We start from the raw sequence: 21,952 nt of genomic DNA, 5'->3' as shown, positions 1-21,952 counted from the left end.
GCTCGTGACGCCGGCGTTCACGTCGCTATCGTGGGGTTGCCTGCGGAGCGACGCGAGCCAAATTGGGGACGGACACGGAGACTTCTGCCACGCAGTCCATCGATTCTCGACAGGTGTCTTGATACGTGTAGACAGATATACATGTATCGGCGGGTCCTGCAGGGCGGGTCAGATTTATTACAGTTGGTTGGCATATGCTAAATCGGTTTTCGGACAGCCTGCGGCATGCCCGCCCGTCCGGCTGTCTGGAAGCCACCCGGCGCTCGGGGCCTGTGCCGGCGATTCACCCCGTCGTCGATTTACCCGCGTCGCATACTTGCGACATGCCCCTCGATGCTCGCCCGCCGCCAACCACGGCGGCGGGCGCCTCGTTTCGTACCCACTTCGCGTTGTCCCGTTCCGCCGAGGCTCGGAAGCCGAGCGGAGATCCGTAGCCCGGGCTGGTTCGACAGTCTGAAGTAGTTGCTTGGACTCGATTGGGGTATGAAAGACCAGGGACGCTCCACGCGGAAGCGCACTGGAGGCCGCCTCCGGCCTTCTCGAAACAAGAAGCGATACCAGCTCGGCCGCCAGCCGGCGGAGACGACGGTCGGCGAACCCCGGTTCCAGACCGTCGACTCCCGCGGTAACGAGACGAAGACGCGAGCGCTCGCGACGAACGTCGCCCACGTCGCTACCGGCGACGAGACGGTCGAAGCCGACATCGAGAACGTGGTCGAGAACCCCGCGAACACCAACTACGCCCGCCGGAACATCATCACGAAAGGCGCTATTATCGAGACGAGCGAGGGTCGCGCCCGCGTCACGTCTCGGCCGGGTCAGAGCGGACAGGTCAACGCCGTCCTGATCGATTAAGGCGTCGGCGCTGCTTTCTGTAACGCCGTCTCGGCGATGTTTCCGCCGTAGTCGGCGCTCCGCGACAACGAGTCGACGACGAGTCCGAGCAGTTGCGCTCGCGTCGGATCGAGGTCGCGGAGGAGTTCGTCGATGGAGCGGGCGTGACTGTCGATGCCCTGTACCGATTCGCGGGCCTCGTTGGCCTGTCGGGTCGCCTCTTCGCTGTCGTCGAGGAAGAGGGCGTCCATCGCCACGTCGATGACTTCCGCGGCGTCGTCGTGGAGGCCGTCGAGCGCCTCGATCACGTCGTCCGGGAGCGGTTCGTCGAAGTTGAGCGCGAGGTGGGCGATCTTGGTCGCGTGGTCGGCGACGCGTTCGAGCTGTCGCGCCGCGGACTGGTAGTCGAAACACACCTCACGAGAGACGCCGAGTTCTTCCGCGGCCCGCGGGCTCCGAAGCGTCGCTCGAAAGATACGGGAGACGACCATCCACAGGCGGTCCACGTCGTCGTCACGCTGGATCACGTCGCGTGCGAGGTCGTCGTCGAGGTCGATCAGCGCCGTCACGGCGTCTTCGAGCATCGAGAGGGCGATCAGCCGCATCCGGGTGACGGCGTTGTTGATCGAGAGCTCCGAGGAATCGAGCAGGTCGCGGATCACTACCTTGTCGCGGGTCTCCTCGAGCACTTCCAGCCCGACGAGGCTCTGCGTCGCCTGTCGGATCGTCCGGCGCTGATCGGTCGTGATCCGCCCACTCTCGAGACCGATGATGTCGAATCCGCTGACGTACATCGTCATGACGGCGCGGACGAGTTCCTCGCCGGCGAGGTCACCGATGTCGAGTGTCCCCTCCGTCCGGTCGTCGCCGGTCCGGGGCGTCATGAAGAGGGAGTCGCCTTCGGGGTAGAAGGCCACCTCGCTGCCAGCCGACACGCCGTTCTCGGTCGCCCAGTCTTTGGGAATCGACACCGTGTACGTCGATCCGCCCGTCACCTGCACCTTTCGGGTCTCGACCATATACGGAGACAACGGATACCACGAGATAAAACCTCCCATATCTATATACTTCGTTCATTTCGGTCCTCGGTGCGCGGCCAGTCGTGGTCGGAAGGCTCCCGGCCACTACCAATCCGCCGCAATCAGGCCGCTGGACGGCGACGAAACCGGCCCCTCAAAAGCCGTAATAGGGGCTATATCCCGATATGTGGCGCGAACTGACCGCGTCGACTGGGTCGATTCGCTCGTCCCTAAATCCGACTGCCCTCGGTATTCGTTCACGTACCCATATCTATATAGCTATCATAGAAGGGTACTTACGTCACAGTCGGTCATTCTCGGGTGATGACGGAGGAATCCACGAGTGGACGTGTGTCGCGCCGAAAGTTCCTCGCGGCGACCGGTTCGGTCGGTGCAGTCGGGCTCGCTGGCTGCACGCAGAGCGGGTCCGGCGGCGGGGGCGACGGCGGCGACGGGCTCTCGGGAACCATCGACATTGCTGGCAGTTCGACCGTGTTCCCGCTGGCGACGGCGATGGCCGAGCGATTCCAGTCCGAACACTCGGACGTCAACATCAACATCCAGTCGACCGGCTCGGGCGGCGGCTTCGCCAACCACTTCTGTCCCGGCCGGACCGACTTCAACAATGCCTCGCGGCCCATCCAGCCCACGGAGGAAGAGGCGTGTTCGGGGAACGACGTTACCCCCGTCGAACTCACCGTCGCCACGGACGCGCTGACGGTCATCGTCAACAACGACAACGATTGGGTCGACTGTATCACGGTCGAGGAACTCCACGAAATCTATTCGGCCGAATCGTCGCCGACGACGTGGAGCGACGTGAACTCCGACTGGCCGGATCAGCCGCTCGAACTCTACGGCCCGACCGACGCCTCCGGCACCTACGACTACTTCATCGAGGCGATTCTCGGTGAGGAAGGGCCGGGCCACCGCCAGGACTACTCCGCCACCGAGCAGGACCGGACGATCATCCAGGGTGTCGAAGGCTCCGAGAACGCCATCGGCTATCTCGGCTTCGCGTACTACTCCCAGAACACGGACCGCGTGAAGGCCCTCAGCGTCGACGACGGCAGTGGCTGTGTCGAACCGTCGCTGGAGACGGCGCGCGCCGGCGAATACACCCCGCTCTCGCGGCCCCTCTTCACCTACGCCAAACAGGAATCGTTGGCGGAGGAGCACGTCGCCGAGTTCGCCCGCTTCTGGCTCGAGAACGCCACCAGTCAGGAGATCGTCGCCGACGAAGTCGGCTACGTCCCCCTGAGCGACGAGGACCAGCAGGAAGCGATGGACGCCCTCGAATCGGCCATCGAGAACGCACAGGGCTGAGACCGAGCCTGTGGCTGCGGCCGAACGAAGAGCTTTTTCCACCGAACGAAGAACCGACCCACGTTAGATGAGTACGGACGACCTACAACGGGACCTCACCCAGCGAACCGAGAACGCGCCACAGGAGCTTCTGACGCGCTCGTTTTTCTTCCTGTGTGCGGTGCTGTCCATCGTCACGACGGTCAGCATCATCCTCATGTTGACCACGGAGGCAGCGAAGTTCTTCTCGGTGACCGCTCCGCTGATGGGTGTCGAGGGGCCGACCGCGTCGGTCGTCGACTTCCTCACCGGAACGAAGTGGATCATCAACAACGAACAGTTCGGCGTCCTGCCGCTGGTGTCGGCGACGCTCGCGATCACCATCGGTTCCGCCGTCGTCGCCATCCCCCTCGGCGTCGCCACGGCCATCTACCTCAGCGAGTACGCGAGCCCGCGCGCCCAGCGCGTGTTGAAGCCCGCACTGGAAGTGCTCGCGGGCGTCCCGACGGTCGTCTACGGTTTCTTCGCCGTCGTCTACATCACGCCAGCGCTGCGGACCATCATCCCCGGCCTCGGGACGTTCAACATGCTGTCGGCCAGCATCGTCGTCGGCATCATGATCATCCCGATGGTCGCCTCGATCAGCGAGGACGCGATGTCCGCCGTCCCCGACTCCCTGCGGCAGGCGGGCTACGGGATGGGCGCGACGAAGTTCGACGTCTCCGTCGGCATCGTCGTCCCCGCCTCCCTCTCCGGTATCTTCTCCTCCTTCATTCTCGCGCTCTCGCGGGCAATCGGCGAAACGATGGCCGTCACGGTCGCCGCCGGGACGCAGGCCAACCTCGTCAATCCGCTCAACCCCGCGGACTATCTGGAGGGGGCGCTCCCGATGACTGCCGCGATGGTCAACCTCCTCACCGGCGACGTCACCGGCGGCGGCATCGCCTACCGCAGCCTCTTCGCCATCGGTCTCACGCTCTTTGTCATCACGCTCATCATGAACGTCATCAGTGACCTCGTCGCACAGCGGTACCGGGAGGAGTACTGAGATGGCGGCCCAAGAGGAACGGATCGAAGGCTTCGGCCACGTCAGCCGAACCGTCGGCACCGTCTTTCGCTACGTCCTGCTCGCGGCGACGCTGTTCGGCATCGTCGCGCTGACGATCCTCCTGATCTACGTCGCCAACGACGCGATCCAGCCGCTGACCGCCGATCCGGGCTGGCATCTCACGTTCTTCCTGACGCTCGTCGTGCCGACACTCGCCGTCGGCGGCTACCTCCTCCGAGCCGATCCCGCCGCCTTCCGGTTCGGCGCGAGCGTCGTCGGGATGCTCGCGGTCAGCGCCATGTTCGCCGGCGGCGCGGCGATGATCTTCGTCGACATCGTTCCGCCGGTCGTCTGGTTCGGCTACGTCCTCGCGCTCGGTCTCGCGCTCGCGGGCGTCGTCGGTCTCGAACGCTTCGACCGACAGCTTCCCTTCATCGCGCGCTTCGTGGGTGCGGGCGCGATCATCGTCGGCTCGCTACTGCTCGTCCCGGGCGCGATCCAGTCGCTCCCGGTCTACCCGACCGACGGCATCATGCTGACCCTCTCGCTCGGCGGGCCGGTGGCGGTCCTCGTCGGCCGCTACGCCGCCGCCGAGGCGGGCCGCCGGAAGACGGCGCTCGCGATGCTCGTCGCTCTCGCCGCCGTCGGCGCCGGCGAGGTGCTCGGCCCGCTACTCGCCATCGGCGCGGTTCCCGCGACGGTGTTGCTGGCCGTGGCCGTGGTGCCGACCGCCGGCTACGCCGTTGGTGTCGCTCGCCGTCGACCGACCCAGCGCTCGGGGCTAGCGCTCGTGGCCACCATCCTCGGCGGCGCACTCGTCGGCGCCATCGCCGTCGACGCTCTCGGCTTCGCCGGGCCGCAGTCGTGGGTCGACTGGCAGTTCCTCACCAGCGCTCACAGCGGGACGGCCGCGGAGGCCGGCCTCTATCCGGCTATCGGCGGCTCCATCCTGCTGATGGTGACTGTCGCTGCCCTCTCGTTCCCACTCGGCGTCGGCGCCGCAGTGTATCTGGAGGAGTACGCCCCCGACAACCGCTTCACCCGCTTCATCGACGTGAACATTTCCAATCTCGCGGGCGTCCCCTCCGTCGTCTACGGGTTGCTCGGACTGGGCGTGTTCGTCACGTACCTCGGCCAGCCAACCGGGACCGTCCTCATCGGCGGCGCGACGCTCGCCCTCCTCATCCTGCCCATCGTCATCATCTCCGCCCGCGAGGCGCTCCGGAGCGTCCCGGACTCGATGCGGCAGGCGTCCTACGGGATGGGAGCGACGCGGTGGCAGACGATCAAGAACGTCGTCCTGCCCCGGGCGTTCCCCGGGATTCTGACGGGGACGATTCTGGCACTCGGCCGGGCCATCGGCGAGACGGCGCCGCTCATCATGATCGGCGCGCCGAACGTCCTCTTCTCCCTGCCGACGGCGCTCTCCTCGAAAGTGAGCGCGATGCCCCTGCAGGTGTACGCCTGGGCGAGCCTGTTCGCCAGCGAACCGTTCTACCAGGCGGCCGTTCCAGCGGGCGTCGTCGTGTTGCTCATCGTCCTGCTCAGCATGAACTCCATCGCCATCGTGCTGCGCAACAAGTACCAGACCGATCAGTAAATCCATGACAGAGAATCCAGAGCAGGAGTACGCGGCCGGCGAATCGACCGACGACCCGACGACCGACGACATGCTCGTCGAAACCGACGTGAGCGGGAGTGTCGCCTCCTCGGGGCCGACGATGAGCGCGAACACCGTCGTCCGCGCCGAGAACGTCAACGTCTGGTACAACGACGAGCAGGCACTGCAGGACATCAGCCTCGAAATCCCGGAGAATCAGGTGACGGCCATGATCGGTCCGTCCGGGTGTGGCAAGTCCACCTTCCTCCGGTGTATCAACCGGATGAACGACCTGATCGACGCCGCGCGCGTCGAGGGTGACCTCTACCTGCGCGGGAAGAACGTCTACGACGACGACGTGGACCCCGTGGCGCTTCGCCGCCGGGTCGGGATGGTGTTCCAGTCCCCGAACCCCTTCCCCAAGAGCATCTACGACAACGTCGCCTACGGCCTCAAGATCCAGAACAAGAAAGGCGACTACGACGAAATCGTCGAGGACTCGCTGAAGCGCGCGGCGCTGTGGGACGAAGTGAAGGATCGGCTCGACGAATCCGGACTGGAACTGTCCGGCGGGCAACAGCAGCGCCTCTGTATCGCCCGCGCCATCGCCCCCGACCCCGAGGTCATCCTGATGGACGAACCCGCGTCGGCGCTCGATCCCGTCGCCACCTCGCAGATCGAGGACCTCATCTCCGAACTCGCCGAGGAGTACACCGTCGTCATCGTCACTCACAACATGCAGCAAGCGGCGCGCATCTCGAACAAGACGGCCGTCTTCCTCACCGGCGGCGAACTCGTCGAGTTCGACGACACCGAGAAAATCTTCGAGAACCCCGAGAGTCAGCGCGTCGAGGACTACATCACCGGCAAGTTCGGATAACGGCTATAGATTTCGCCGCGAGTAGCTATAGATGTCTCTATAGTCAACAGTAGACATGGGGCAACGTTTTAGGTCGCCCGTGTCGAGTTTGTGATATGGCTCGAACGGACTATCAGTCGTCGCTGGAGGAGCTCCGCGACGACGTTCTCTACATGAGCGAAGTGGTCGCGGAGCGGCTCCGGACGGGGCTGGACGCCCTCGAACGGAAGGACGAACGGCTCGCCCGTGAAGTGATCGAGGGCGACAACGAGGTCAACGAGATGTATCTCGAACTGGAGGGGGAGTGTATCGACCTGATCGCCCTCCAGCAACCCGTCGCCGGCGACCTCCGCTTCATCGCCGCGTCGTTCAAGATCATCACCGACCTCGAACGGATCGGTGACCTCGCCGTCAACCTCGGCGGCTACACGCTCGACGCCCAGCGTGACCTCTTCCCCGACGTGGACATGCAGCGCATCGGGCGGGCGACCCTGAATATGCTCGAGGACGCGATGGACGCCTACGCCAACGAGGACGTGGACGCGTGTTACGCCGTCGCCGACCGGGACGACGAGGTGGACGCGATGTGTGAGGCCGCCAGCGAGGTCGTGGTCCGTGATCTCATCGAGGGCGACTACCTCGGCGACAACGAGGACGACGCCGAACTGGAGTCGCTGATGCAGGACGTCTCCCGCCTCCTGCTCACTATCCGCGACCTGGAGCGCGTGGGCGACCACGCCGTCAACATCGCTGCCCGCACGCTCTACATGGTCGAGAACGACGACGAACTACTCTACTAGACGGCCCATCACCGTCTCTTCCGCTTTCCTGAGGTGTTCAGCCGCCGTCCCCGGCGAGATGTCGAGGTCGGCCGCCACGTCCGCGACCGTTCCCTCCCGCGGCGAGTCGTAGTAGCCGCAGTCGACAGCGACCGCGACGGCCTCGCGCTGCCGGTCGGTGAGTCTCGGCGTCGACGACCCGGCCCGCCGCCGGTACGGACCGACCGACTCCACCGTCGCCCGCAACCCCGCCGGTAACTCCGACACGGCGGCGTCGATGTCGGCCGGCGTCCCCACCAGCGTCACCGTCGTCGTCCCGTCCGGTTCGAACGCGACCGGTGGGACCACCACGAGCGTCCCCCGTGCGAACGCGTCGATGTAGCCTCGATCCGCCTCCGTCACCCGGTCGCGGACACAGCAGTAGAACACGCCGTCGACGGCCTCGGTGAGGCTGTAGGCCACCGTCGCCGCTCGCGCGTCGAGTTTCGCGCGGAACGGCTCGGGGTCGCCCCGAACCCGGAACACCATCGTGTTCGTCTCGTCCAGCACCGTATTCCAGTGGAGGAGGGCGGCACGCTCGATGTCGTCGTGGCGCATCTCGAACGCGTGCATGGGGTGGAGCCGGTCGGGGTCGTGATGCACGCGCAGTCGGGCGTACTTCATCGACGCGAGCATCGCACGCCTGTAAATAAAAGCCTCGGCTGTGAGGCAGTTTCGACTCCCGACGCCGCGCCCAACGTCGACCCGTATGACACCGACTCGAATCGCCTTCGCCGCCGGCCTCCTGTCGGCCGCCGGCGTCTACGGTCTCGTCCTCGGAACGCTCCTGACCGACCACGAGTGGTGGCCGCCCGGCGACCGGACGCCGGCGTACTACTGCCACTGGACGCTCGTCGGCGTCTTCGACCTCGCCCTCCTCGGCACCGCCGTCCTCACGTTTGGATCGTGGGACCTCCCCCGGGCAGCCGCCGTCGCCGGCGTCGCGGCGGCCCTCCTCGGTACCGCCGTCTTCCTCTGGGGAGCGCGAACGATGCAATCCGCGGAGACGATGGGTGTGACGGGTGACCTCTACACCGACGGCCCGTACGCCTACACGCGCAACCCGCAGTATGTCGGCATGATCGTCGGCGTGAGTGGCTTCGCGCTCGCGGTCGATTCGATGCTCGTCGCGATGCTCGCCGCCGTCCACGTCGGCTGGGTGCTTCTCCTCCCCCGTGCCGAGGAGCCACACTTGCGCGCCGAGTTCGGCGACGCGTACGACCGCTACGCGCAGCGCGTCCCGCGGTTCGTCGGCGTGACGACCCTCCGGCGTGCCGCCGCCGCCCTCGCCTCCTGAAAACAGTTAACCGCCGCGGGCGAGACACGTCGCCCATGAACGCGGCGGAGACAATCCGCGAGTACTACGAGGCCCTGCGTCGGGGCGAACCGCTGTATCCCTACTTCGTGGAACGCCCAGACGTGGTGAAGTTCGGCGTCGGCGAACGACTCGTCGGCTACGACGCCGTCGCCGAAGGCCTGCGCGAACAGACCCGCACGACCGACGACTGGACCGCCGAGAGCCAGGACCTCCGCGTCACCGAACGCGACGGCTACGCCTACTTCTCGGATTCGGTGTTCATGTCGTGGACAGACCGCGAGGCTGACCACGAGTACGCGCTCTCGACCCGGTGGAGCGGGACGATGGAGCGCCGTGCGGTGGGAGACGAAGACGACGCGGAGTGGCTGTTCGTCGGTATGCACGTCAGTACACCGTACGTGGACGGCTGATGGTCGGGCCGAGCCTCTCCGACGAGGACCGCCGGGCCGCCTCGCGGCGCCTCAAAATGGGCTTCGTCGCGCTCGTCGGCTGTTCGGGCGGACTGGTCGCCATCGCCGCCGGAGCCACAGCCGTGCAGGCGCTCGCGGCCGTCCTCGTCGGCCTCCTCGTCGGCGTGACACTCGTCCTCTATCTCAACTGGGTCGGCAGCGAGTGGCGACGGAAGCGCTAAACCCGCGCCAGCCAGCGGTCCGGGTGGTCGAGTTCCGTCTCGGTCGGGAGGTTCTCCGGGCGTTCCCACACCGCACTCGCCCCCTCTAACCCCCGAGCGTCCGCGACGGCCCGGAAGAAGGCCGCGCCGCGTTCGTACTGCCGGCGTTTCAACCCCAGTCCGAGCAGTCGCCGGGCGAGTCGGGCGACCGGGCCGCCACCCTGTCGGCGTGCGTCGAGTTTCGCTCGCAAGTCGGCGTAGTCGTCGTCGAACGCCCGGTCCATCAGGAGTTCGGCGTACCCCTCCACCGCCGTCATCGCCGTGTCGAGTTCCCTGAACGCCTCCCGATCCAGATCACCCGAGACGAGCGCGTCGATGCCGCGCTCTAGCTTGGTTTCGAGGTGATCCGAGAGCCACGGGGCCGAACCGAACTCCGCGGCGTGGGACACCTCGTGGAACGCGATCCACCGGCGGAAGCGGGGCCTGTCAACGTCGAGCGAGTCGGCCACGTCGACGATGTTCGGATGGACGAAATAGAGCGCGTGGTCCCGATCCGCGGGCGCCGCTTCTGCGAGGAGGAGCGGGTCGTACTGCCCGAGGACGTTCCGGCCGAGGAAGGCGAGCATAAAGGAGAGCGTCCCGGTGTTGACGACGCGCGTGACGCCGGGGAACAGTGCGTCGGGCGCCTCCCGCTCGATGGGTGCCATCACCCGCCGGAACGTGTCGACGTTGGCGTCGATCCAGTGGTGGCGGTTCTGGATTTCGACCGTGTCGGGCAGGTCGAAGTCGACGCCGCCGAGGGTTCGGAGGCGGTCCCGCGCGTCGCGCACGTCGGCCGCGTAGCCCTCGCGCTCCGCGGCGCTCAGGTCGAGGGAACCGGCGTCCGTGCTGGCCTTGGCCGCCTCTGCCACAGCGTGCCAGTCGACGTAGCCGGTACCGGAGGCCGTCGTCACCGTGCGGACGCTCCGAAACAGGTTCATACCCAAGGGTGTCGGTAGCGCGTGAAAACGTTTCCGTGCGGACGCGCCGCTGGTCGGTAGCGACCGAGACGAAAAGTTCCGTCTGCCCTAGATGCCAGCCTCGAAGTCGTCGAGGGCGTAGCCGGGCTCGGCGCCGCGGCGGTCGAGCGTCTCGTTGGCCAGCAGCCAGTAGACGACCGACAGCGCGCGTCGACCCTTGTTGTTCGTCGGGATGACGAGGTCGACGTTGCTGAGCTGGTTGTTCGAGTCGCACATGGCGATGACGGGGATGCCGACCGTGATGGCCTCCTTGACCGCCTGCGAGTCGCCGATGGGGTCGGTGACGACCACCACGTCCGGCTCGATGTAGCCGTCGTAGTCCGGGTTGGTCAGCGTGCCCGGGATGAAGCGCCCGGTGCGGGCGCGAGCGCCGATGGCCTCCGCGAACTTCTCGGCCGGGAACCGGCCGTACTGGCGCGAGGAGGTCACGAGGATCTGCTCGGGCGCGTAGTTCGCGAGGAAGTCCGCGGCCGTGCGGATGCGCTGGTCGGTCTGGCTCACGTCCAGCACGTACAGGCCGTCGTCGCGGACGCGGTGGATGAACCGCTCCATGTCCTCCGTCTTCTGCTGGGTCCCGATGTGGACACCGGCGCCGAGGTAGTCCTCGACGGGGATGAGGAGGTCGGCCTCGTCGTCGGGCATCACGTTCTCGTCGAACGGGGAGCCGGCTTCCTCCTCCGCGTCGTCTTCTTCTTCTGCCGCTGCCTCGGCCGCCTCGTCGGCCGCCTCGGCGGTCGGTTCCTCAGCTTCCGGTTCCGGTTCCGGTTCGGCGTCGGACGCGGCCTCCGCGGCCGCTTCCTCCTCCTCGCCGTCCGGGGTCTCGAGTTCGTTGTCGTTGTCTGTCATACAGCGTCCTCCGCGATGCGGATGAGTTCGTTGAGTTTGGCAGTTCGCTCGCCGCCGACCGTCCCCGTCTTGATGAACGGGGCGTCGGTCGCCACGGCGAGGTGTGCGATGGTCGTGTCCTCCGTCTCGCCCGAGCGGTGGGAGACGACGGCGTCGAGGCCGTTCCGGGTTGCCAGTTCCACCGCGTCGACGGCGTCCGAGAGCGTCCCGATCTGGTTGGGTTTGACGAGGATGGCGTTGCCCGCGCCCGCGTCGATGCCGTCCTGAAGCCGCTCGACGTTGGTGACGAACAGGTCGTCACCGCAGAGCACGGTTCGGTCGCCGACTCGATCCGTCAGGTCCGCGAAGCCGTCGAAGTCGTTCTCCTCGACCGGGTCCTCGACGTACGCGAGGTCGTACTCGTCGACGAGGTCGGCCATGTAGTCGACCTGCTCGTCCGGTGTCCGCTCCACGTCACCGTAGCGGTAGACCTCGTCGTCGGCGTCGTAGAGTTCCGACGCCGCCACGTCGAGACCGACGCCGATGTCGAAGCCGACATCGTCGGCCACGTCACCGGTCGCTTGCGCGACGATTTCGAACGCCGCCGCGTCGTCGATGGACGGCGCCCACGCGCCTTCGTCGCCCTTGCCGGCCGCGACACCGCGCTCGTCGAGCAGATCACCGATCCGCTCGTGAACCGCGGCGTTGGCGAAGACGGCTTCCGAGATGCTCGGCGCCCCCACGGGCACGGCCAGGAACTCCTGGATGTGGGTCGCTTCCTTGGCGTGTTCCCCGCCGCCGAGGACGTTCCCCAGCGGGATCGGGAAGTTGTCGCCGCGGAAGGTGCCACCGAGATGCTGGTAGAGCGGCGCACCGAGTACGTCGGCGCCCGCTTTCGCGGCGGCCATCGAGATGGCGACCGCGCTGTTGGCGCCGATGTTCGAGAAGTCGTCGGTGCCGTCCGCACCGTGCAGAGCGGCGTCGACTTCGCGCTGGTTGCCCGCGTGGACTTCGTTGATCAGGCGGGGGATGGCGTGTTGACGGGCGGCGGCGATAGCCTCGCCCGTCGGCAGTTCGATGGCTTCGTACTCACCGGTGGAGGCACCGCTCGGTGCGGCCGCGCGGCCGAAGCCGCCCGACTCGGTCAACACGTCCGCCTCGACGGTCGGGTTACCCCGCGAGTCGAGGATGCGGCGCAGACTCACCGAGCGAATCCGCGTCATTTGCCCTCCCGCCTCACGGTGAACGGCAACACGCCGGCGTCGTACTCCTCGGCCGCGACGAGAATCGGCTCGCTCTGCTCCGTCTCGACGAGCACTGGCGCGCCGTAGGACACCTGCAGGGCTCGCGCCCCGAGGATGCGTGCCTTCTCGTAGCGATTGTAGCGTCCCTGACTCATTGGTAGGGGGAAACCACGTCCACGAGGTCCTTATGCGAGACGAACATCCGTCGACAGCAGTGCCGGGTCACGCCCAGGTCATCGAGTACCTCCGCGGGGTCCTCCCCCGCGTCGAGACGAGACTGGTACTCCTCCCAGTGCTCGCCGATGACTTTCCCGCACGTGAAACACCGGACTGGGATCATCATGGGTGGGTCACCTCAGCGGTAGGACTTCTGGTAGCGGGCCCGCGCACCGGGACCGCCCCACTTCTTGGGTTCGGACTGCCGGACGTCGTTGACCAGCAGCGACCGGTCGAACTCCATGAACGCGTCGCGGAGTTCGGCATCGTTGTGGTGCTGCACCAGCCCGCGAGCGATGGCCGTCCGGACGGCGTCCGCCTGCCCGGCGAAGCCGCCGCCGGAGACGGTCACGTCGATGTCGACCGTCTCGCGGAGGTCGTCGCCGGCGATGCGGAACGGCTCCAGCATCTTCAGGCGGGACAGCTCCGGATCGACCAGTTCGACAGGTCGGGAGTTGATTCGCACGCGACCCTCGCCGTCACGCACCGTGGCGCGGGCGACGGCCGTCTTCTTCTTGCCGCTCGTGTTCGTTACCATGTAACGTTGGCACCCAGTTGTTCGGAGACGTCTCCGAGGGAGACGAATTTGATGTTCGAGAGACGATCCAGCGACGTGCCGTCCAGAACCTCGCCGTCCTCGTCGAAGGGGTTGCCGACGTAGACGCGGACGTTCTCGAACGCCTCGCGCCCGCGCGGCTTCTTGTACGGGACCATCCCGCGGACGGCCCGCTTGAAGATGCGGTCCGGACGCTTGGGGTAGTACGGCCCGCTGTCGGAGCCCAGCCCTGCGCGCGTGCGGTACGTCTCCATCGTGTCTTCCTCGTTGCCGGTGATGACCGCGTCCTCGGCGTTGATGACGGCGACGGTGTCGCCGGCGAGGGCGCGCTGGGCCACCTCGCTGGCGACCCGACCCATGATGCAGTCACGGGCGTCGACCACCACGTCGGCGTCGAACTCTGCGAGACTCATCGAATCACCCGGACGTTCGATCCTTCGGGGTTCTCCTCGGCGACGCGCTGCAGCGGCTCGGCGTCGCCGACCTGTTCGATCTTCGTGCGCGCCGTCGACGAAAAGTCGACGGCTGCGACGGTAACTTCTTTTTCGAGCACACCACTGCCCAGCACCTTGCCGGGCACGACGACGGTCTCGTCTTCGCGGGCGTATCGTTCGATCTGCCCGAGGTTGACCTCCGCGTGGGTGCGCCGTGGCTTCTCCAGACGGTCCGCGACATCCTGCCAGACACCGGCGCCGGACTCGCGCGAAACCGCCTTCAACTCGGCGATGAGACTATTGAGTCTCGGATTCGTCTTACTCATTGTCTTCCTCCAGAAGGGAGTGCAGGGAGCAGGATTTGAACCTGCGGACCCCTATGGGACAGCGCCCTGAACGCTGCGCCGTTGGCCTGACTTGGCTATCCCTGCACGCATTGCGCAGTATCCGTCGCCCCTTCAAACCACTTTCGGTCCTCGTTCCGCGGTGGGTGGGATGGCCGACGCTCGCCGGCCGGGCGAGCGTCGACGTGGGTGGTGTTCGGGGCATCGTGGGGTCTTAAACTGCGACTTTCGATTCCAGTTCCGCCGCGCGGTCGCCGATGGACTCGACGGCGCGCGTGACCAGTTCCTCGACGCTGAACGACCCGTCCGTCTCCACGTGGAAGACGAACGCGTCGGGCACGTCGTGTACCTCGATTTCCTTGCCGGGGTACCGCTCGGTGAGGTCGTGATCGAACTCGCTCGTCGGAACGAGTTCGCCGTCCTCCGTTTCGATCACCCCGCGAAGGATGTTCGGCTCCTGTTCGTCGAACTCTCCGGCGTCGTCGACGACCTCGACGCGCTGGAGATGCCGGTAGCCGACGGCCACGCCGCCCTGATGTTTGGCGTGGTCGCGGCCACGGTCCAGCACGGCGTCGGCCTCGAATTCGATCCGCTGTTGCTCTTTGAGTTCGATGATCGGGATGTTGTTGTCGGCCGGCTGGACCATCTCGTCGGACGTTTCGATGTCGCCCGAGTAGGCCGTCGCCGGACCCTCCACGTCGAGTGCCAGCGTCACTTCGTCGCCCACCTCGAAGTCGTCGAGGGGGGTCGTCAGCGGCACCAGCCCCAGTCGGAGGCCGATCATCTCGTCGAACATCACCGACGAGTTCTCGACGAACCGGACGGTGTCGATGGAGAACGTCGGCACGTCGGCGATCATCGCCCGGCGGATGCCGTTGGCGAAGGCCGGCGTCGCTCCCCGAACCAGGAACCGTGCGTTCCGGTCGTCGCGTTCGATGAACTCGACGTCGAAGTCGGCTACCATGATGTTAGAGGCGGCTGTTTTTCGGCGCGCGCGTGCCGTCGTGCGGGATCGGCGTCACGTCTTCGATGCGACCGATCTCCAGACCGGCACGGGCGAGCGCTCGGATCGTCGCCTGCGCGCCGGGGCCCGGGGACTTGTTGCCGTTGCCGCCGGGGCCGCGCACGCGGACGTGGACGCCCTCGATACCGGCCGCGAGGACTTCCTCGGCGACCACTTCGGCCATCTGCATCGCCGCGTACGGCGACGCCTCGTCGCGGTTCTGTTTCACGACCGTCCCGCCGCTCGATTTGGCGATGGTCTCGGCACCCGTCTGATCCGTGATCGTGATCAGGGTGTTGTTGAACGACGCGTGGACGTGGGCGATGCCCCACTTGCTCTCTTGGTCTTCAGCGCTCATTCTTGGGCCTCCGCGCGTTCGGGGTGGAGGTCGTCCGCGAGCGGACTCGTCTCGTCGAAGGCGACGGTGCCCTGCTCGTCGGCCTCCACTTTCTTCGACGGCGTCTGCACGCGCGCGCCGTCGACCGTGATGTGGCCGTGCGTGACGAACTGGCGGGCCTGCTGGGGCGTGTGTGCCAGCCCCTTCCGGTAGACGACCGTCTGCAGTCGCCGTTCGAGCAGGTCCGTCACTTCCAGCGACAGCACGTCGCTGATGTCGTCCTCGCCGCCGAGGATGCCGAGTCGCTGGAGCCGAGCGACGAACTCGGCACCCGCTTCCGCGGCGACCTCGACGTCACCCTGCGCGTCACCGAGCAGTCGTCGCGCCTCGCGGCGCATCGACCGCAGTTCGGACTGGGCACGCCAGAGTTCTTCTTTGTTCTTCAGGCCGTAGCGCCCGAGGAGGTCGGCCTCCTCGGCGATGCGCTCGCCCTGATACGGGTGGTTCGGCGTCTCGTAGAACTTGGTGTTCTTGCCGGTCGTCATTTATCCTTCCTCCTCCTCGGCGGCTTCTTCGGCCATGTCTTCCTTGATGGCCTCGACGTTGACGCCGATGGTGCCTTCGGTACGACCGGTGGACTTCGTCCGCTGGCCGCGCACCTTCTGGCCGCGCTTGTGCCGGACGCCACGGTAGGAGTCGATCATCTTCATCCGGTTGATGTCCTGCGTGCGCGTCTGGCCGAGGTCGGAGCCGACGATGTGGTCGCTCTCGCCGGTGTAGAAGTCCTTGCGCCGGTTGACCATCCATTCGGGGACTTCGTCGGCGAAGTTCTCCACCACCTCGATCACGCGGTCGATCTCGTCGTCGTCGAGGCGCCCGAACGTGGCCGTTCGATCCACGTCGGCCGCGTCGGCGACGATGCGCGCTATGCGCTTGCCGATGCCGTTCATGTCGGTGAGGCTCCGCTCGACGGCTTTCGTCCCGTCGAGGTCGGTCTGGCCGATTCGGACGAAGTACCGAAGGTCTTCGTCGTCCTCGGGGGAGCCGTCCTGTGGTTCTTCTGCACTCATTGGTATGGGGTGTGAGCGTTGCGGCGGGGATTCGAACCCCGGAGGCTTGACGCCACAGAGTTAGCAACCCTGCGCCTTGGGCCAGGCTTGGCTACCGCAACACCCGCGTTCTGTATCGTCGCCCTTCCGGACTCGGGGCCGGGCGCCCCTGCAGCATGCATTCGAAGGAACCCGGGGCCGATACTTAAACATCACGAAAGGCCGGGGGCGTGCGAGCGGCTCTCACAACCCCAGAATCTCCCGCGCCTCCGCCGGCGTCGCCACCGGCCGCCCCAACTGCTCCGCGATCCCTGCCGTCCGCTCCACCAACTGCGCGTTGCTCTCGGCCAACTCCCCCTTCCGGTAGTAGAGGTTGTCCTCCAGGCCCACGCGGACGTGGCCGCCGAGCAAGATACCCATCGTCGTCAGCGGCAACTGGTGGGGGCCGAAGGCGAGGACGTTGAACTCGACGCCCGCTGGCAGGTTCTCCACCAGATTCAGCAGGTTCCGCGGGTGCGGAATCGTCGTCGTCCCGCCGCCGAACACGAGGTTCAGATACGGTGGGTCGTCGAGTTCGTCGCCGGCGCTACGCGCCGGCTGCCCGAGGGATCGCGATCCCTCGCTGTCGAGGATGGCCAGCGACTCGTTGAGGTGCCCGCCGTTGAACACCTCCAGTTCCGGTTTGATGCCGCGCTCCTGCATCTCGGCGTGCAAGGCCGCGACGAGCCCCCGGGTGTTCTCGCTCGTCAGGTGCTGGTAGCGGTTGAGCGGTCCCATATCGAGGGAGGCCATCTCGGGCGCAGGGTCGGTGCGCAACGGTTCCGCCCGCAGGTCGTTCGGCGCGCCCGTCCCGCCCGTCGAGTGCTGAACGATCACGTCGTCCGTACGCGCGCGGACGGCGTCGGTGACTTCCTGAAACCGCTCGGTGGCGAAGGCGCGTTCGCCGTTGTCGCGCCGAGCGTGGAGGTGGACGATACTCGCGCCCGCGCGCTCGGCCGCTGCGGCGGCCTCCCCGATTTCTGCCGGCGTCTCCGGTAGATTCGGGTTGGCCTCCTTGCCGTGGACGCCGCCCGTCAGCGCCGCGGTCAGGATCACCGGTTTGCCGTCCCGGTAGTCGGCGTAGGTCATTCCGATTCGGCCTCCGTGTAGAACTCGCAATCCGTCTCGTGGTCGAGGTCGTAGCGGTCGTTACAGATGTCCGCGCGCATGGGCTGGACGAACTCGTCGACGGCGGTGCAGTACGCGCGTTCGGTGTCGAACGCGTGGTCCGCGTCTTCGCGTCGGTAGTCGAGATACGGACAGGGCATGGAGACCGGTCCCACGCGAGAAAGTTAAGCCTACGCCGTCGGCGCGCCGATGTACTCGTCGTTGATCTCCCACTCGCCGTCGGCGTTTTTGACCATGTACTCGCCGTAGTAAGGGACGCGGTTGGCGACGGTCTCTTTGAACGTCTCGCGGATCTCCTCCTTCGTCATGTCGCCCATCGACCGCAGGTCGTCGTTGCGGTTGAGACAGCCCTTCAGGTAGCCCTCGTGGGTGACACGGACGCGGTGGCAGTTGGCACAGAAGGTGGGGTTCTCGACGGGGTCGACGATTTCGACCATGCCGCCGTTGACCCAGTAGCGCTTGCGGTCGTGCATCTCGCGGTGTTCGATCTCGTCCGCGATGTCGGCCAGCCAGTCGTGGACGCGCTGGATGTCGATGTTCCACTCGGGCTTCCCCGTCAGTTCGGGCATGTACTCGATCAGCTGGAGCTGGAGGCCGTCGTTCTCGGCGACGTGGTTCACCATCCCCTCGACGTAGCCGGCGGTGTGCTCGAAGACGACCATGTTCAGCTTCACGGGGTCGAGTCCCGCGTCGAGGGCGGCCTCGACACCCTCCATCACCTTCTCGTAGGCGCCCGACTTCGTGATCTCCGCGAACGCCTCGGGATCGAGGGCGTCCTGCGAGACGTTGACGCGTTCGAGGCCGGCGTCGACGAGCGCCTGCGCCCGTCCGGGGAGATAGGTTCCGTTGGTCGTCATCGATACTTCCATCGAATCGGGCGTCCGGCGAATGATCTCCTCCAGATCGTCCCGGAGCATCGGCTCCCCACCGGTGAACTTCACGCTGTCGACGTCGAACTCCGCGGCGACCTCCAGAAACCGAACGATTTCGTCCGCCGACATCTCGTCGTCTTGGGCCTCCATCGGACCGCGCGTGTCACCGAGCCCCTCGTTGTGACAGTAGACACAGTCGAAGTTACAGCGGTCGGTGAGCGACACCCGCACGCCCGTCACCTCTCGACCGAAGTCGTCCTCCAGCATTCTATCGTGAACTTCGTCCCGAGATGCTTAAATTGGCGCCATCGAAACCCGGTGGTGTAACCACATTTAGTTACTCCACGGCCAGTCGAGTCACTCTGTCCGGTTTCGCTCCTCGGTGTCGCGACAAAACCCTTATCGGGGCGTCACACCCACGCTACCCCATGGACGAAGCCGACGTACGGGAGTTGCTCGGCCAGGTCGAGGACCCTGACCTCGGTGACGACATCGTGTCGCTCGGTCTGGTCAACGGGGTAACCGTCGAGGACGGCGTGGCGAAGGTGTCGCTGGCGCTCGGCGCCCCCTACGCGCCGACGGAGAGCGCTATCGCCGCGGACGTACGGGAGGTCCTGACCGACGCCGGGCTAGAGGTCGAACTCACGGCCAAGCGGCCGGCGTCGATGCGCGACGACGAGGTGTTGCCCGGCGTAAAGAACGTCATCGCCGTCGCCTCCGGGAAAGGTGGCGTCGGCAAGTCGACGGTGGCCGTCAACCTCGCCGCCGGCCTGTCGAAACTCGGGGCGAAGGTCGGCCTGTTCGACACCGACGTGTACGGTCCGAACGTCCCCCGGATGCTCGGGTCCGAGGACCCGCCGACGGCGACGGACGACGACACCATCATCCCGCCGGAACGCTACGGCGTGAAACTCATCAGCATGGCCTTCATGGTCGGGGAGGACGACCCCGTCATCTGGCGTGGCCCGATGGTGCATCAGGTGCTCACGCAACTCGTCGAGGACGTGGAGTGGGGCGAACTCGACTACCTCGTCCTCGACCTGCCGCCGGGCACCGGCGACACGCAACTCACCATCCTCCAGACGCTCCCCCTCGCCGGCGCCGTCATCGTCACGACGCCCGAGGAAGTGGCCGTCGACGACGCCCGCAAGGGCATTCGGATGTTCGGCCGCCACGACACGAACGTCCTCGGCCTCGTCGAGAACATGAGTTCGTTCGTCTGTCCGGACTGCGGGAGCCAACACGACGTGTTCGGCACCGGCGGCGGGCGCGAACTGGCCGAGGCGAACAACCTCCCCTATCTCGGCGGCGTGCCGCTCGACCCCGAGATTCGGACCGGTGGCGACCCCATCGTCCTGCAAGACGACAATCCGACGGCCGACGCCTTCCGCGTCATCACCGAGGACGTGGCCAACAACGTCGGCGTCGTCAACCGGCGGCGCGTGTCGAACTCCTGACCGCGTTCTCACACAATTGGAACGGCCGCTGACACTATGGCGCGGCGTCTCCGACCGTCACGCCACCCATGACCGACCACGTTCTCGTCCCCGTCGACGGTTCGCCCCTGTCGTTCGACGCGCTCCGCCACGCGTTTCGGGAGTTTCCGGACGCGTCGATCACCGTCCTCCACGTGATCGACCTCTTCGACCCCGGGTACGGCACCGCCGCCGACACCACGTACGAACCGATGCTCGGCTCCGAGGAGTGGTACGCGCAGGTAGAAGACCACTCGGAGGGGATCCTCGACGACGCCAGCCAACTCGCTGCCGACTACGACCGCGAGGTGGAGACGGTGTCGGAGATCGGCGACCCCGGACGGATCGTCGTCGACTACGCGACCGAGGAACCAATCGACCACGTCGTGATGGGAACTCACGGCCGCCCGGACGCGGAGCGAACCCTGTTCGGGAGCGTCGCGGACGTCGTCGTCCGGCGGGCGCCGGTGCCGGTGACGCTCGTTCGGTGAGCGCGACGACGGCCATCACCGACAGCTTTTGTGCCCGGACGGCGACGTGCGCACGTGGACCCAGCACAGGACTCCCCCGAGAACCCGTTCGGCATGGACGAGGACTGCCAGAACTGCCCGGACCTCTGTGATGCACGTACGAACGTCGTCCACGGCTACGGCGACGTGGGCGCGGACTTCGTCTTCGTCGGCGGCCACCCGAGTCCCGGCGCCGACCGCACTGGCGTCCCCTTCACCGGCGACGACGCCGGTCGCCGTCTCCAGCGGATGCTGGGCGAACTCGGATTTTCGAACTCGCCACCCGACGCCGACCGGCCGGAACTCGACGGCGCCTATCTCACCTACCTCACCCGGTGTCGACATCCCGAGCGCGACCCGACCGGGGAGGAGATCACCACCTGCGATCCCTACCTCACCGCCGACCTGCGCATGATCAACCCGGAGATCATCGTCCCCGTCGGCACCCTCGCACTCCGGGGGGTCGCCGTCGAACATACGACCCGTGACCCCGCCGAACTCGACGCCACGGAACAGCACGCGACGACCATCCGCGGGCGCGGGTTCGAACTCGTGCCGATGCGCGCCCTCGACGACCAGACCGACGCCGACACCGAGGCGTTCGTCGAACACGTCGCCGAGTCGGTGCTCGGTCGCGACTACCGCCAGACCAAGGGACGGAGCGGCGCGCACGATTAGAGAGATCGGCTTCGCAGACCGGCGCGTTCAAGAGTCCGCCGCCACGACCCGCAGGTATGACCACCATCGCGGTACTGGCGGATCCACCACGGGAGGGCCTCGTCGCGACCGACCTCGCCGCGACGAGTCCGCTGACCGAGGCCGAGGCCGCCGAGTGGTACGAGGCCGTTCTGAAAGACGTCCTCGTCGCCGTCGACCGCTCCGGCGGCGACTTGCTCGTCAACTACCGCCCCGACGATCTCCTGCCCGACGATCACGTCACGGAGACGGCGTCGGAGGCGGCGGTGCGGGCGGTGGCCGCGTCGACCCTCGACGACCTCGACGACGTGCGGTTCGAACCGCAGGTCGGGTCGACGATTTCCGCCCGCGCCGGCAACACCGTCACCCACCTCCTCCGGGAGGAGGGCGTCACCTCCGCGGCCGTCGTCGACCCGACCATTCCCTTCCTGACGCGCCCGCTGATCGACAACGCGGCGATGAAACTCCGGCGCTCCGAAGTCGTCCTCGGGGCCTCGACTCGCGGTCGCGTCTACTACGCGGGATTCACGGCGCCTATCGACTTCACCGACGCCTACGCCGACCCGCCGCTGGAGACGCTGACCGCCGGGGGCCGTGACGCCGACCTCGACGTCGATTTCCTGCCGGTCCAGCCAGTCGTCGAGACGGGTGACGACCTGCTCGACGCCCTGCCGCTCCTGAACGCGCGCGTCGACGCGGAGCGCCCCGTCCCCGTCCACACGGCGACCGTCGCCGACGAACTCGGACTGCGGGTGGCGTACGGCGAGGGGGAGCGGCGCGTGGTGCGGGACTGAG

Annotated in this window: 30 protein-coding genes and 2 tRNA genes; 13 read left to right on the top strand and 19 right to left on the bottom strand. The window is 66.7% G+C overall.

What is annotated here, in order from left to right:
* Nucleotides 1–483 precede the first annotated feature (483 nt).
* Nucleotides 484–855: a 30S ribosomal protein S8e gene (locus DU502_RS10510; protein ID WP_121919317.1), complete on the top strand. Its 372-nt coding sequence runs from the start codon at nt 484–486 to the stop codon at nt 853–855.
* On the opposite strand, the gene DU502_RS10505 is transcribed toward DU502_RS10510, so the two are convergent.
* Complete coding sequence (locus tag DU502_RS10505) at nt 852–1,853, bottom strand: phosphate uptake regulator PhoU (protein ID WP_121919316.1); 1,002 nt, start codon at nt 1,851–1,853, stop codon at nt 852–854. The genes DU502_RS10510 and DU502_RS10505 overlap by 4 nt on opposite strands.
* A gap of 324 nt (nt 1,854–2,177) precedes the next feature.
* Between DU502_RS10505 and DU502_RS10500 the strand changes: the two genes are divergently transcribed.
* From DU502_RS10500 to phoU, 5 genes are all read left to right on the top strand, one after another.
* Nucleotides 2,178–3,179 carry a PstS family phosphate ABC transporter substrate-binding protein gene (locus tag DU502_RS10500; protein ID WP_121919315.1) on the top strand — a complete coding sequence of 334 codons (1,002 nt, stop codon included), beginning with the start codon at nt 2,178–2,180 and terminating at the stop codon, nt 3,177–3,179.
* Between the two features lie 67 nt (nt 3,180–3,246).
* A complete protein-coding gene (gene pstC / locus DU502_RS10495) occupies nt 3,247–4,206 on the top strand; it encodes a phosphate ABC transporter permease subunit PstC (RefSeq protein ID WP_121919314.1) in 960 nt (319 codons plus the stop codon).
* Between the two features lies 1 nt (nt 4,207).
* Nucleotides 4,208–5,806: a phosphate ABC transporter permease PstA gene (gene pstA / locus DU502_RS10490; RefSeq protein WP_121919313.1), complete on the top strand. Its 1,599-nt coding sequence runs from the start codon at nt 4,208–4,210 to the stop codon at nt 5,804–5,806.
* A 4-nt stretch (nt 5,807–5,810) separates the two neighbouring features.
* The gene (gene pstB, locus DU502_RS10485; protein WP_121919312.1) at nt 5,811–6,686 is read left to right on the top strand and encodes a phosphate ABC transporter ATP-binding protein PstB; all 876 of its coding nucleotides are present in this window, start codon (nt 5,811–5,813) and stop codon (nt 6,684–6,686) included.
* A gap of 95 nt (nt 6,687–6,781) precedes the next feature.
* Nucleotides 6,782–7,465, top strand: a complete 684-nt coding sequence (phoU, locus tag DU502_RS10480; protein ID WP_121919311.1) for a phosphate signaling complex protein PhoU — start codon at nt 6,782–6,784, stop codon at nt 7,463–7,465.
* On the opposite strand, the gene DU502_RS10475 is transcribed toward phoU, so the two are convergent.
* Entirely contained in the window at nt 7,454–8,107 is a 654-nt protein-coding gene (locus DU502_RS10475) for a helix-turn-helix domain-containing protein (protein ID WP_158601132.1), read from the bottom strand. The genes phoU and DU502_RS10475 overlap by 12 nt on opposite strands.
* 85 nt (nt 8,108–8,192) lie before the next feature.
* On the opposite strand from DU502_RS10475, the gene DU502_RS10470 reads away from it, so the two are divergent.
* From DU502_RS10470 to DU502_RS10460, 3 genes are read left to right on the top strand one after another with little or no spacing between them, the layout of a single operon-like run.
* Entirely contained in the window at nt 8,193–8,780 is a 588-nt protein-coding gene (locus DU502_RS10470; RefSeq protein WP_121919309.1) for a methyltransferase family protein, read from the top strand.
* A 35-nt stretch (nt 8,781–8,815) separates the two neighbouring features.
* Nucleotides 8,816–9,211, top strand: coding sequence for a nuclear transport factor 2 family protein (locus tag DU502_RS10465; protein WP_121919308.1), 396 nt, complete (start codon nt 8,816–8,818; stop codon nt 9,209–9,211).
* Nucleotides 9,211–9,432 carry a hypothetical protein gene (locus DU502_RS10460; protein WP_121919307.1) on the top strand — a complete coding sequence of 74 codons (222 nt, stop codon included), beginning with the start codon at nt 9,211–9,213 and terminating at the stop codon, nt 9,430–9,432. Before DU502_RS10465 ends, DU502_RS10460 begins: the two co-directional genes overlap by 1 nt.
* On the opposite strand, the gene DU502_RS10455 is transcribed toward DU502_RS10460, so the two are convergent.
* The 17 genes from DU502_RS10455 to moaA form a co-directional block, all read right to left on the bottom strand.
* On the bottom strand, nt 9,429–10,391 hold the full coding sequence (locus tag DU502_RS10455) for a zinc-dependent metalloprotease (protein ID WP_121919306.1): 963 nt from the start codon (nt 10,389–10,391) through the stop codon (nt 9,429–9,431). The two genes, DU502_RS10460 and DU502_RS10455, sit on opposite strands and share 4 nt — an antisense overlap.
* Before the next feature lie 87 nt (nt 10,392–10,478).
* Nucleotides 10,479–11,276 (bottom strand): 30S ribosomal protein S2, encoded by a 798-nt coding sequence (rpsB, locus tag DU502_RS10450; protein WP_121919305.1) that lies wholly within the window; start codon nt 11,274–11,276, stop codon nt 10,479–10,481.
* Nucleotides 11,273–12,478 carry a phosphopyruvate hydratase gene (gene eno, locus DU502_RS10445; protein WP_121919304.1) on the bottom strand — a complete coding sequence of 402 codons (1,206 nt, stop codon included), beginning with the start codon at nt 12,476–12,478 and terminating at the stop codon, nt 11,273–11,275. Before eno ends, rpsB begins: the two co-directional genes overlap by 4 nt.
* Nucleotides 12,475–12,654, bottom strand: coding sequence for a DNA-directed RNA polymerase subunit K (locus DU502_RS10440; protein WP_049936586.1), 180 nt, complete (start codon nt 12,652–12,654; stop codon nt 12,475–12,477). The genes eno and DU502_RS10440 overlap by 4 nt, the downstream gene beginning before the upstream one ends.
* A complete protein-coding gene (locus tag DU502_RS10435; RefSeq protein WP_121919303.1) occupies nt 12,651–12,842 on the bottom strand; it encodes a DNA-directed RNA polymerase subunit N in 192 nt (63 codons plus the stop codon). Before DU502_RS10435 ends, DU502_RS10440 begins: the two co-directional genes overlap by 4 nt.
* A 12-nt stretch (nt 12,843–12,854) precedes the next feature.
* Nucleotides 12,855–13,253 carry a 30S ribosomal protein S9 gene (locus DU502_RS10430; protein WP_121919302.1) on the bottom strand — a complete coding sequence of 133 codons (399 nt, stop codon included), beginning with the start codon at nt 13,251–13,253 and terminating at the stop codon, nt 12,855–12,857.
* The gene (locus DU502_RS10425; protein ID WP_121919301.1) at nt 13,247–13,684 is read right to left on the bottom strand and encodes a 50S ribosomal protein L13; all 438 of its coding nucleotides are present in this window, start codon (nt 13,682–13,684) and stop codon (nt 13,247–13,249) included. Before DU502_RS10425 ends, DU502_RS10430 begins: the two co-directional genes overlap by 7 nt.
* Nucleotides 13,681–14,031 carry a 50S ribosomal protein L18e gene (locus tag DU502_RS10420; RefSeq protein ID WP_121919300.1) on the bottom strand — a complete coding sequence of 117 codons (351 nt, stop codon included), beginning with the start codon at nt 14,029–14,031 and terminating at the stop codon, nt 13,681–13,683. The genes DU502_RS10425 and DU502_RS10420 overlap by 4 nt, the downstream gene beginning before the upstream one ends.
* Before the next feature lie 20 nt (nt 14,032–14,051).
* Nucleotides 14,052–14,136: transfer RNA gene (locus DU502_RS10415), tRNA-Leu, on the bottom strand.
* Between the two features lie 127 nt (nt 14,137–14,263).
* The gene (locus DU502_RS10410; RefSeq protein WP_121919299.1) at nt 14,264–15,013 is read right to left on the bottom strand and encodes a DNA-directed RNA polymerase subunit D; all 750 of its coding nucleotides are present in this window, start codon (nt 15,011–15,013) and stop codon (nt 14,264–14,266) included.
* Nucleotides 15,014–15,017: 4 nt separating this feature from the next.
* Complete coding sequence (locus DU502_RS10405) at nt 15,018–15,410, bottom strand: 30S ribosomal protein S11 (protein WP_121919298.1); 393 nt, start codon at nt 15,408–15,410, stop codon at nt 15,018–15,020.
* A complete protein-coding gene (locus DU502_RS10400; RefSeq protein ID WP_121919297.1) occupies nt 15,407–15,934 on the bottom strand; it encodes a 30S ribosomal protein S4 in 528 nt (175 codons plus the stop codon). The genes DU502_RS10405 and DU502_RS10400 overlap by 4 nt, the downstream gene beginning before the upstream one ends.
* Nucleotides 15,935–16,459, bottom strand: coding sequence for a 30S ribosomal protein S13 (locus DU502_RS10395; RefSeq protein WP_121919296.1), 525 nt, complete (start codon nt 16,457–16,459; stop codon nt 15,935–15,937).
* Between the two features lie 16 nt (nt 16,460–16,475).
* Nucleotides 16,476–16,560, bottom strand: a tRNA-Ser gene (locus tag DU502_RS10390).
* Between the two features lie 121 nt (nt 16,561–16,681).
* Nucleotides 16,682–17,566 carry a BKACE family enzyme gene (locus tag DU502_RS10385; RefSeq protein WP_121919295.1) on the bottom strand — a complete coding sequence of 295 codons (885 nt, stop codon included), beginning with the start codon at nt 17,564–17,566 and terminating at the stop codon, nt 16,682–16,684.
* A complete protein-coding gene (locus DU502_RS10380; RefSeq protein ID WP_121919294.1) occupies nt 17,563–17,745 on the bottom strand; it encodes a hypothetical protein in 183 nt (60 codons plus the stop codon). The genes DU502_RS10385 and DU502_RS10380 overlap by 4 nt, the downstream gene beginning before the upstream one ends.
* Before the next feature lie 30 nt (nt 17,746–17,775).
* Nucleotides 17,776–18,744, bottom strand: coding sequence for a GTP 3',8-cyclase MoaA (gene moaA / locus DU502_RS10375; protein ID WP_121919293.1), 969 nt, complete (start codon nt 18,742–18,744; stop codon nt 17,776–17,778).
* 161 nt (nt 18,745–18,905) lie between these two features.
* Between moaA and DU502_RS10370 the strand changes: the two genes are divergently transcribed.
* From DU502_RS10370 to DU502_RS10355, 4 genes are all read left to right on the top strand, one after another.
* Nucleotides 18,906–19,934, top strand: coding sequence for an Mrp/NBP35 family ATP-binding protein (locus DU502_RS10370; protein WP_121919292.1), 1,029 nt, complete (start codon nt 18,906–18,908; stop codon nt 19,932–19,934).
* Nucleotides 19,935–20,002: 68 nt separating this feature from the next.
* Nucleotides 20,003–20,443 (top strand): universal stress protein, encoded by a 441-nt coding sequence (locus DU502_RS10365; protein WP_121919291.1) that lies wholly within the window; start codon nt 20,003–20,005, stop codon nt 20,441–20,443.
* Nucleotides 20,444–20,497: 54 nt separating this feature from the next.
* Nucleotides 20,498–21,139: a uracil-DNA glycosylase gene (locus DU502_RS10360; RefSeq protein WP_394338916.1), complete on the top strand. Its 642-nt coding sequence runs from the start codon at nt 20,498–20,500 to the stop codon at nt 21,137–21,139.
* A 56-nt stretch (nt 21,140–21,195) separates the two neighbouring features.
* Nucleotides 21,196–21,951: a hypothetical protein gene (locus tag DU502_RS10355; RefSeq protein ID WP_121919290.1), complete on the top strand. Its 756-nt coding sequence runs from the start codon at nt 21,196–21,198 to the stop codon at nt 21,949–21,951.
* Nucleotide 21,952: the final 1 nt, after the last annotated feature.

Origin of the sequence: Haloplanus aerogenes, assembly GCF_003856835.1 — an archaeon.
Lineage (GTDB): Archaea > Halobacteriota > Halobacteria > Halobacteriales > Haloferacaceae > Haloplanus > Haloplanus aerogenes.
The sequence above is the reverse complement of the archived record's forward strand: the minus strand, read 5'-3'. Positions and strand labels throughout refer to the sequence as shown.

Excerpts from the sequence above, each read along its gene's own strand:
- rpsB (WP_121919305.1), bottom strand. The coding sequence starts at position 11,276 with ATGACAGACAACGACAACGAACTCGAGACCCCGGACGGCGAGGAGGAG.
- DU502_RS10420 (WP_121919300.1), bottom strand. The coding sequence starts at position 14,031 with ATGAGTAAGACGAATCCGAGACTCAATAGTCTCATCGCCGAGTTGAAG.
- DU502_RS10440 (WP_049936586.1), bottom strand. The coding sequence starts at position 12,654 with ATGAGTCAGGGACGCTACAATCGCTACGAGAAGGCACGCATCCTCGGG.
- DU502_RS10370 (WP_121919292.1), top strand. The coding sequence starts at position 18,906 with ATGGACGAAGCCGACGTACGGGAGTTGCTCGGCCAGGTCGAGGACCCT.
- DU502_RS10430 (WP_121919302.1), bottom strand. The coding sequence starts at position 13,253 with ATGGTAACGAACACGAGCGGCAAGAAGAAGACGGCCGTCGCCCGCGCC.
- DU502_RS10400 (WP_121919297.1), bottom strand. The coding sequence starts at position 15,934 with ATGACGACCGGCAAGAACACCAAGTTCTACGAGACGCCGAACCACCCG.
- pstA (WP_121919313.1), top strand. The coding sequence starts at position 4,208 with ATGGCGGCCCAAGAGGAACGGATCGAAGGCTTCGGCCACGTCAGCCGA.
- DU502_RS10405 (WP_121919298.1), bottom strand. The coding sequence starts at position 15,410 with ATGAGCGCTGAAGACCAAGAGAGCAAGTGGGGCATCGCCCACGTCCAC.
- DU502_RS10425 (WP_121919301.1), bottom strand. The coding sequence starts at position 13,684 with ATGAGTCTCGCAGAGTTCGACGCCGACGTGGTGGTCGACGCCCGTGAC.
- moaA (WP_121919293.1), bottom strand. The coding sequence starts at position 18,744 with ATGCTGGAGGACGACTTCGGTCGAGAGGTGACGGGCGTGCGGGTGTCG.
- phoU (WP_121919311.1), top strand. The coding sequence starts at position 6,782 with ATGGCTCGAACGGACTATCAGTCGTCGCTGGAGGAGCTCCGCGACGAC.
- DU502_RS10470 (WP_121919309.1), top strand. The coding sequence starts at position 8,193 with ATGACACCGACTCGAATCGCCTTCGCCGCCGGCCTCCTGTCGGCCGCC.
- DU502_RS10465 (WP_121919308.1), top strand. The coding sequence starts at position 8,816 with ATGAACGCGGCGGAGACAATCCGCGAGTACTACGAGGCCCTGCGTCGG.
- DU502_RS10395 (WP_121919296.1), bottom strand. The coding sequence starts at position 16,459 with ATGAGTGCAGAAGAACCACAGGACGGCTCCCCCGAGGACGACGAAGAC.
- DU502_RS10510 (WP_121919317.1), top strand. The coding sequence starts at position 484 with ATGAAAGACCAGGGACGCTCCACGCGGAAGCGCACTGGAGGCCGCCTC.
- eno (WP_121919304.1), bottom strand. The coding sequence starts at position 12,478 with ATGACGCGGATTCGCTCGGTGAGTCTGCGCCGCATCCTCGACTCGCGG.
- DU502_RS10505 (WP_121919316.1), bottom strand. The coding sequence starts at position 1,853 with ATGGTCGAGACCCGAAAGGTGCAGGTGACGGGCGGATCGACGTACACG.
- DU502_RS10435 (WP_121919303.1), bottom strand. The coding sequence starts at position 12,842 with ATGATGATCCCAGTCCGGTGTTTCACGTGCGGGAAAGTCATCGGCGAG.
- DU502_RS10385 (WP_121919295.1), bottom strand. The coding sequence starts at position 17,566 with ATGACCTACGCCGACTACCGGGACGGCAAACCGGTGATCCTGACCGCG.
- DU502_RS10500 (WP_121919315.1), top strand. The coding sequence starts at position 2,178 with ATGACGGAGGAATCCACGAGTGGACGTGTGTCGCGCCGAAAGTTCCTC.
- DU502_RS10410 (WP_121919299.1), bottom strand. The coding sequence starts at position 15,013 with ATGGTAGCCGACTTCGACGTCGAGTTCATCGAACGCGACGACCGGAAC.
- DU502_RS10355 (WP_121919290.1), top strand. The coding sequence starts at position 21,196 with ATGACCACCATCGCGGTACTGGCGGATCCACCACGGGAGGGCCTCGTC.
- DU502_RS10475 (WP_158601132.1), bottom strand. The coding sequence starts at position 8,107 with ATGAAGTACGCCCGACTGCGCGTGCATCACGACCCCGACCGGCTCCAC.
- pstC (WP_121919314.1), top strand. The coding sequence starts at position 3,247 with ATGAGTACGGACGACCTACAACGGGACCTCACCCAGCGAACCGAGAAC.
- pstB (WP_121919312.1), top strand. The coding sequence starts at position 5,811 with ATGACAGAGAATCCAGAGCAGGAGTACGCGGCCGGCGAATCGACCGAC.
- DU502_RS10455 (WP_121919306.1), bottom strand. The coding sequence starts at position 10,391 with ATGAACCTGTTTCGGAGCGTCCGCACGGTGACGACGGCCTCCGGTACC.
- DU502_RS10365 (WP_121919291.1), top strand. The coding sequence starts at position 20,003 with ATGACCGACCACGTTCTCGTCCCCGTCGACGGTTCGCCCCTGTCGTTC.
- DU502_RS10380 (WP_121919294.1), bottom strand. The coding sequence starts at position 17,745 with ATGCCCTGTCCGTATCTCGACTACCGACGCGAAGACGCGGACCACGCG.
- DU502_RS10460 (WP_121919307.1), top strand. The coding sequence starts at position 9,211 with ATGGTCGGGCCGAGCCTCTCCGACGAGGACCGCCGGGCCGCCTCGCGG.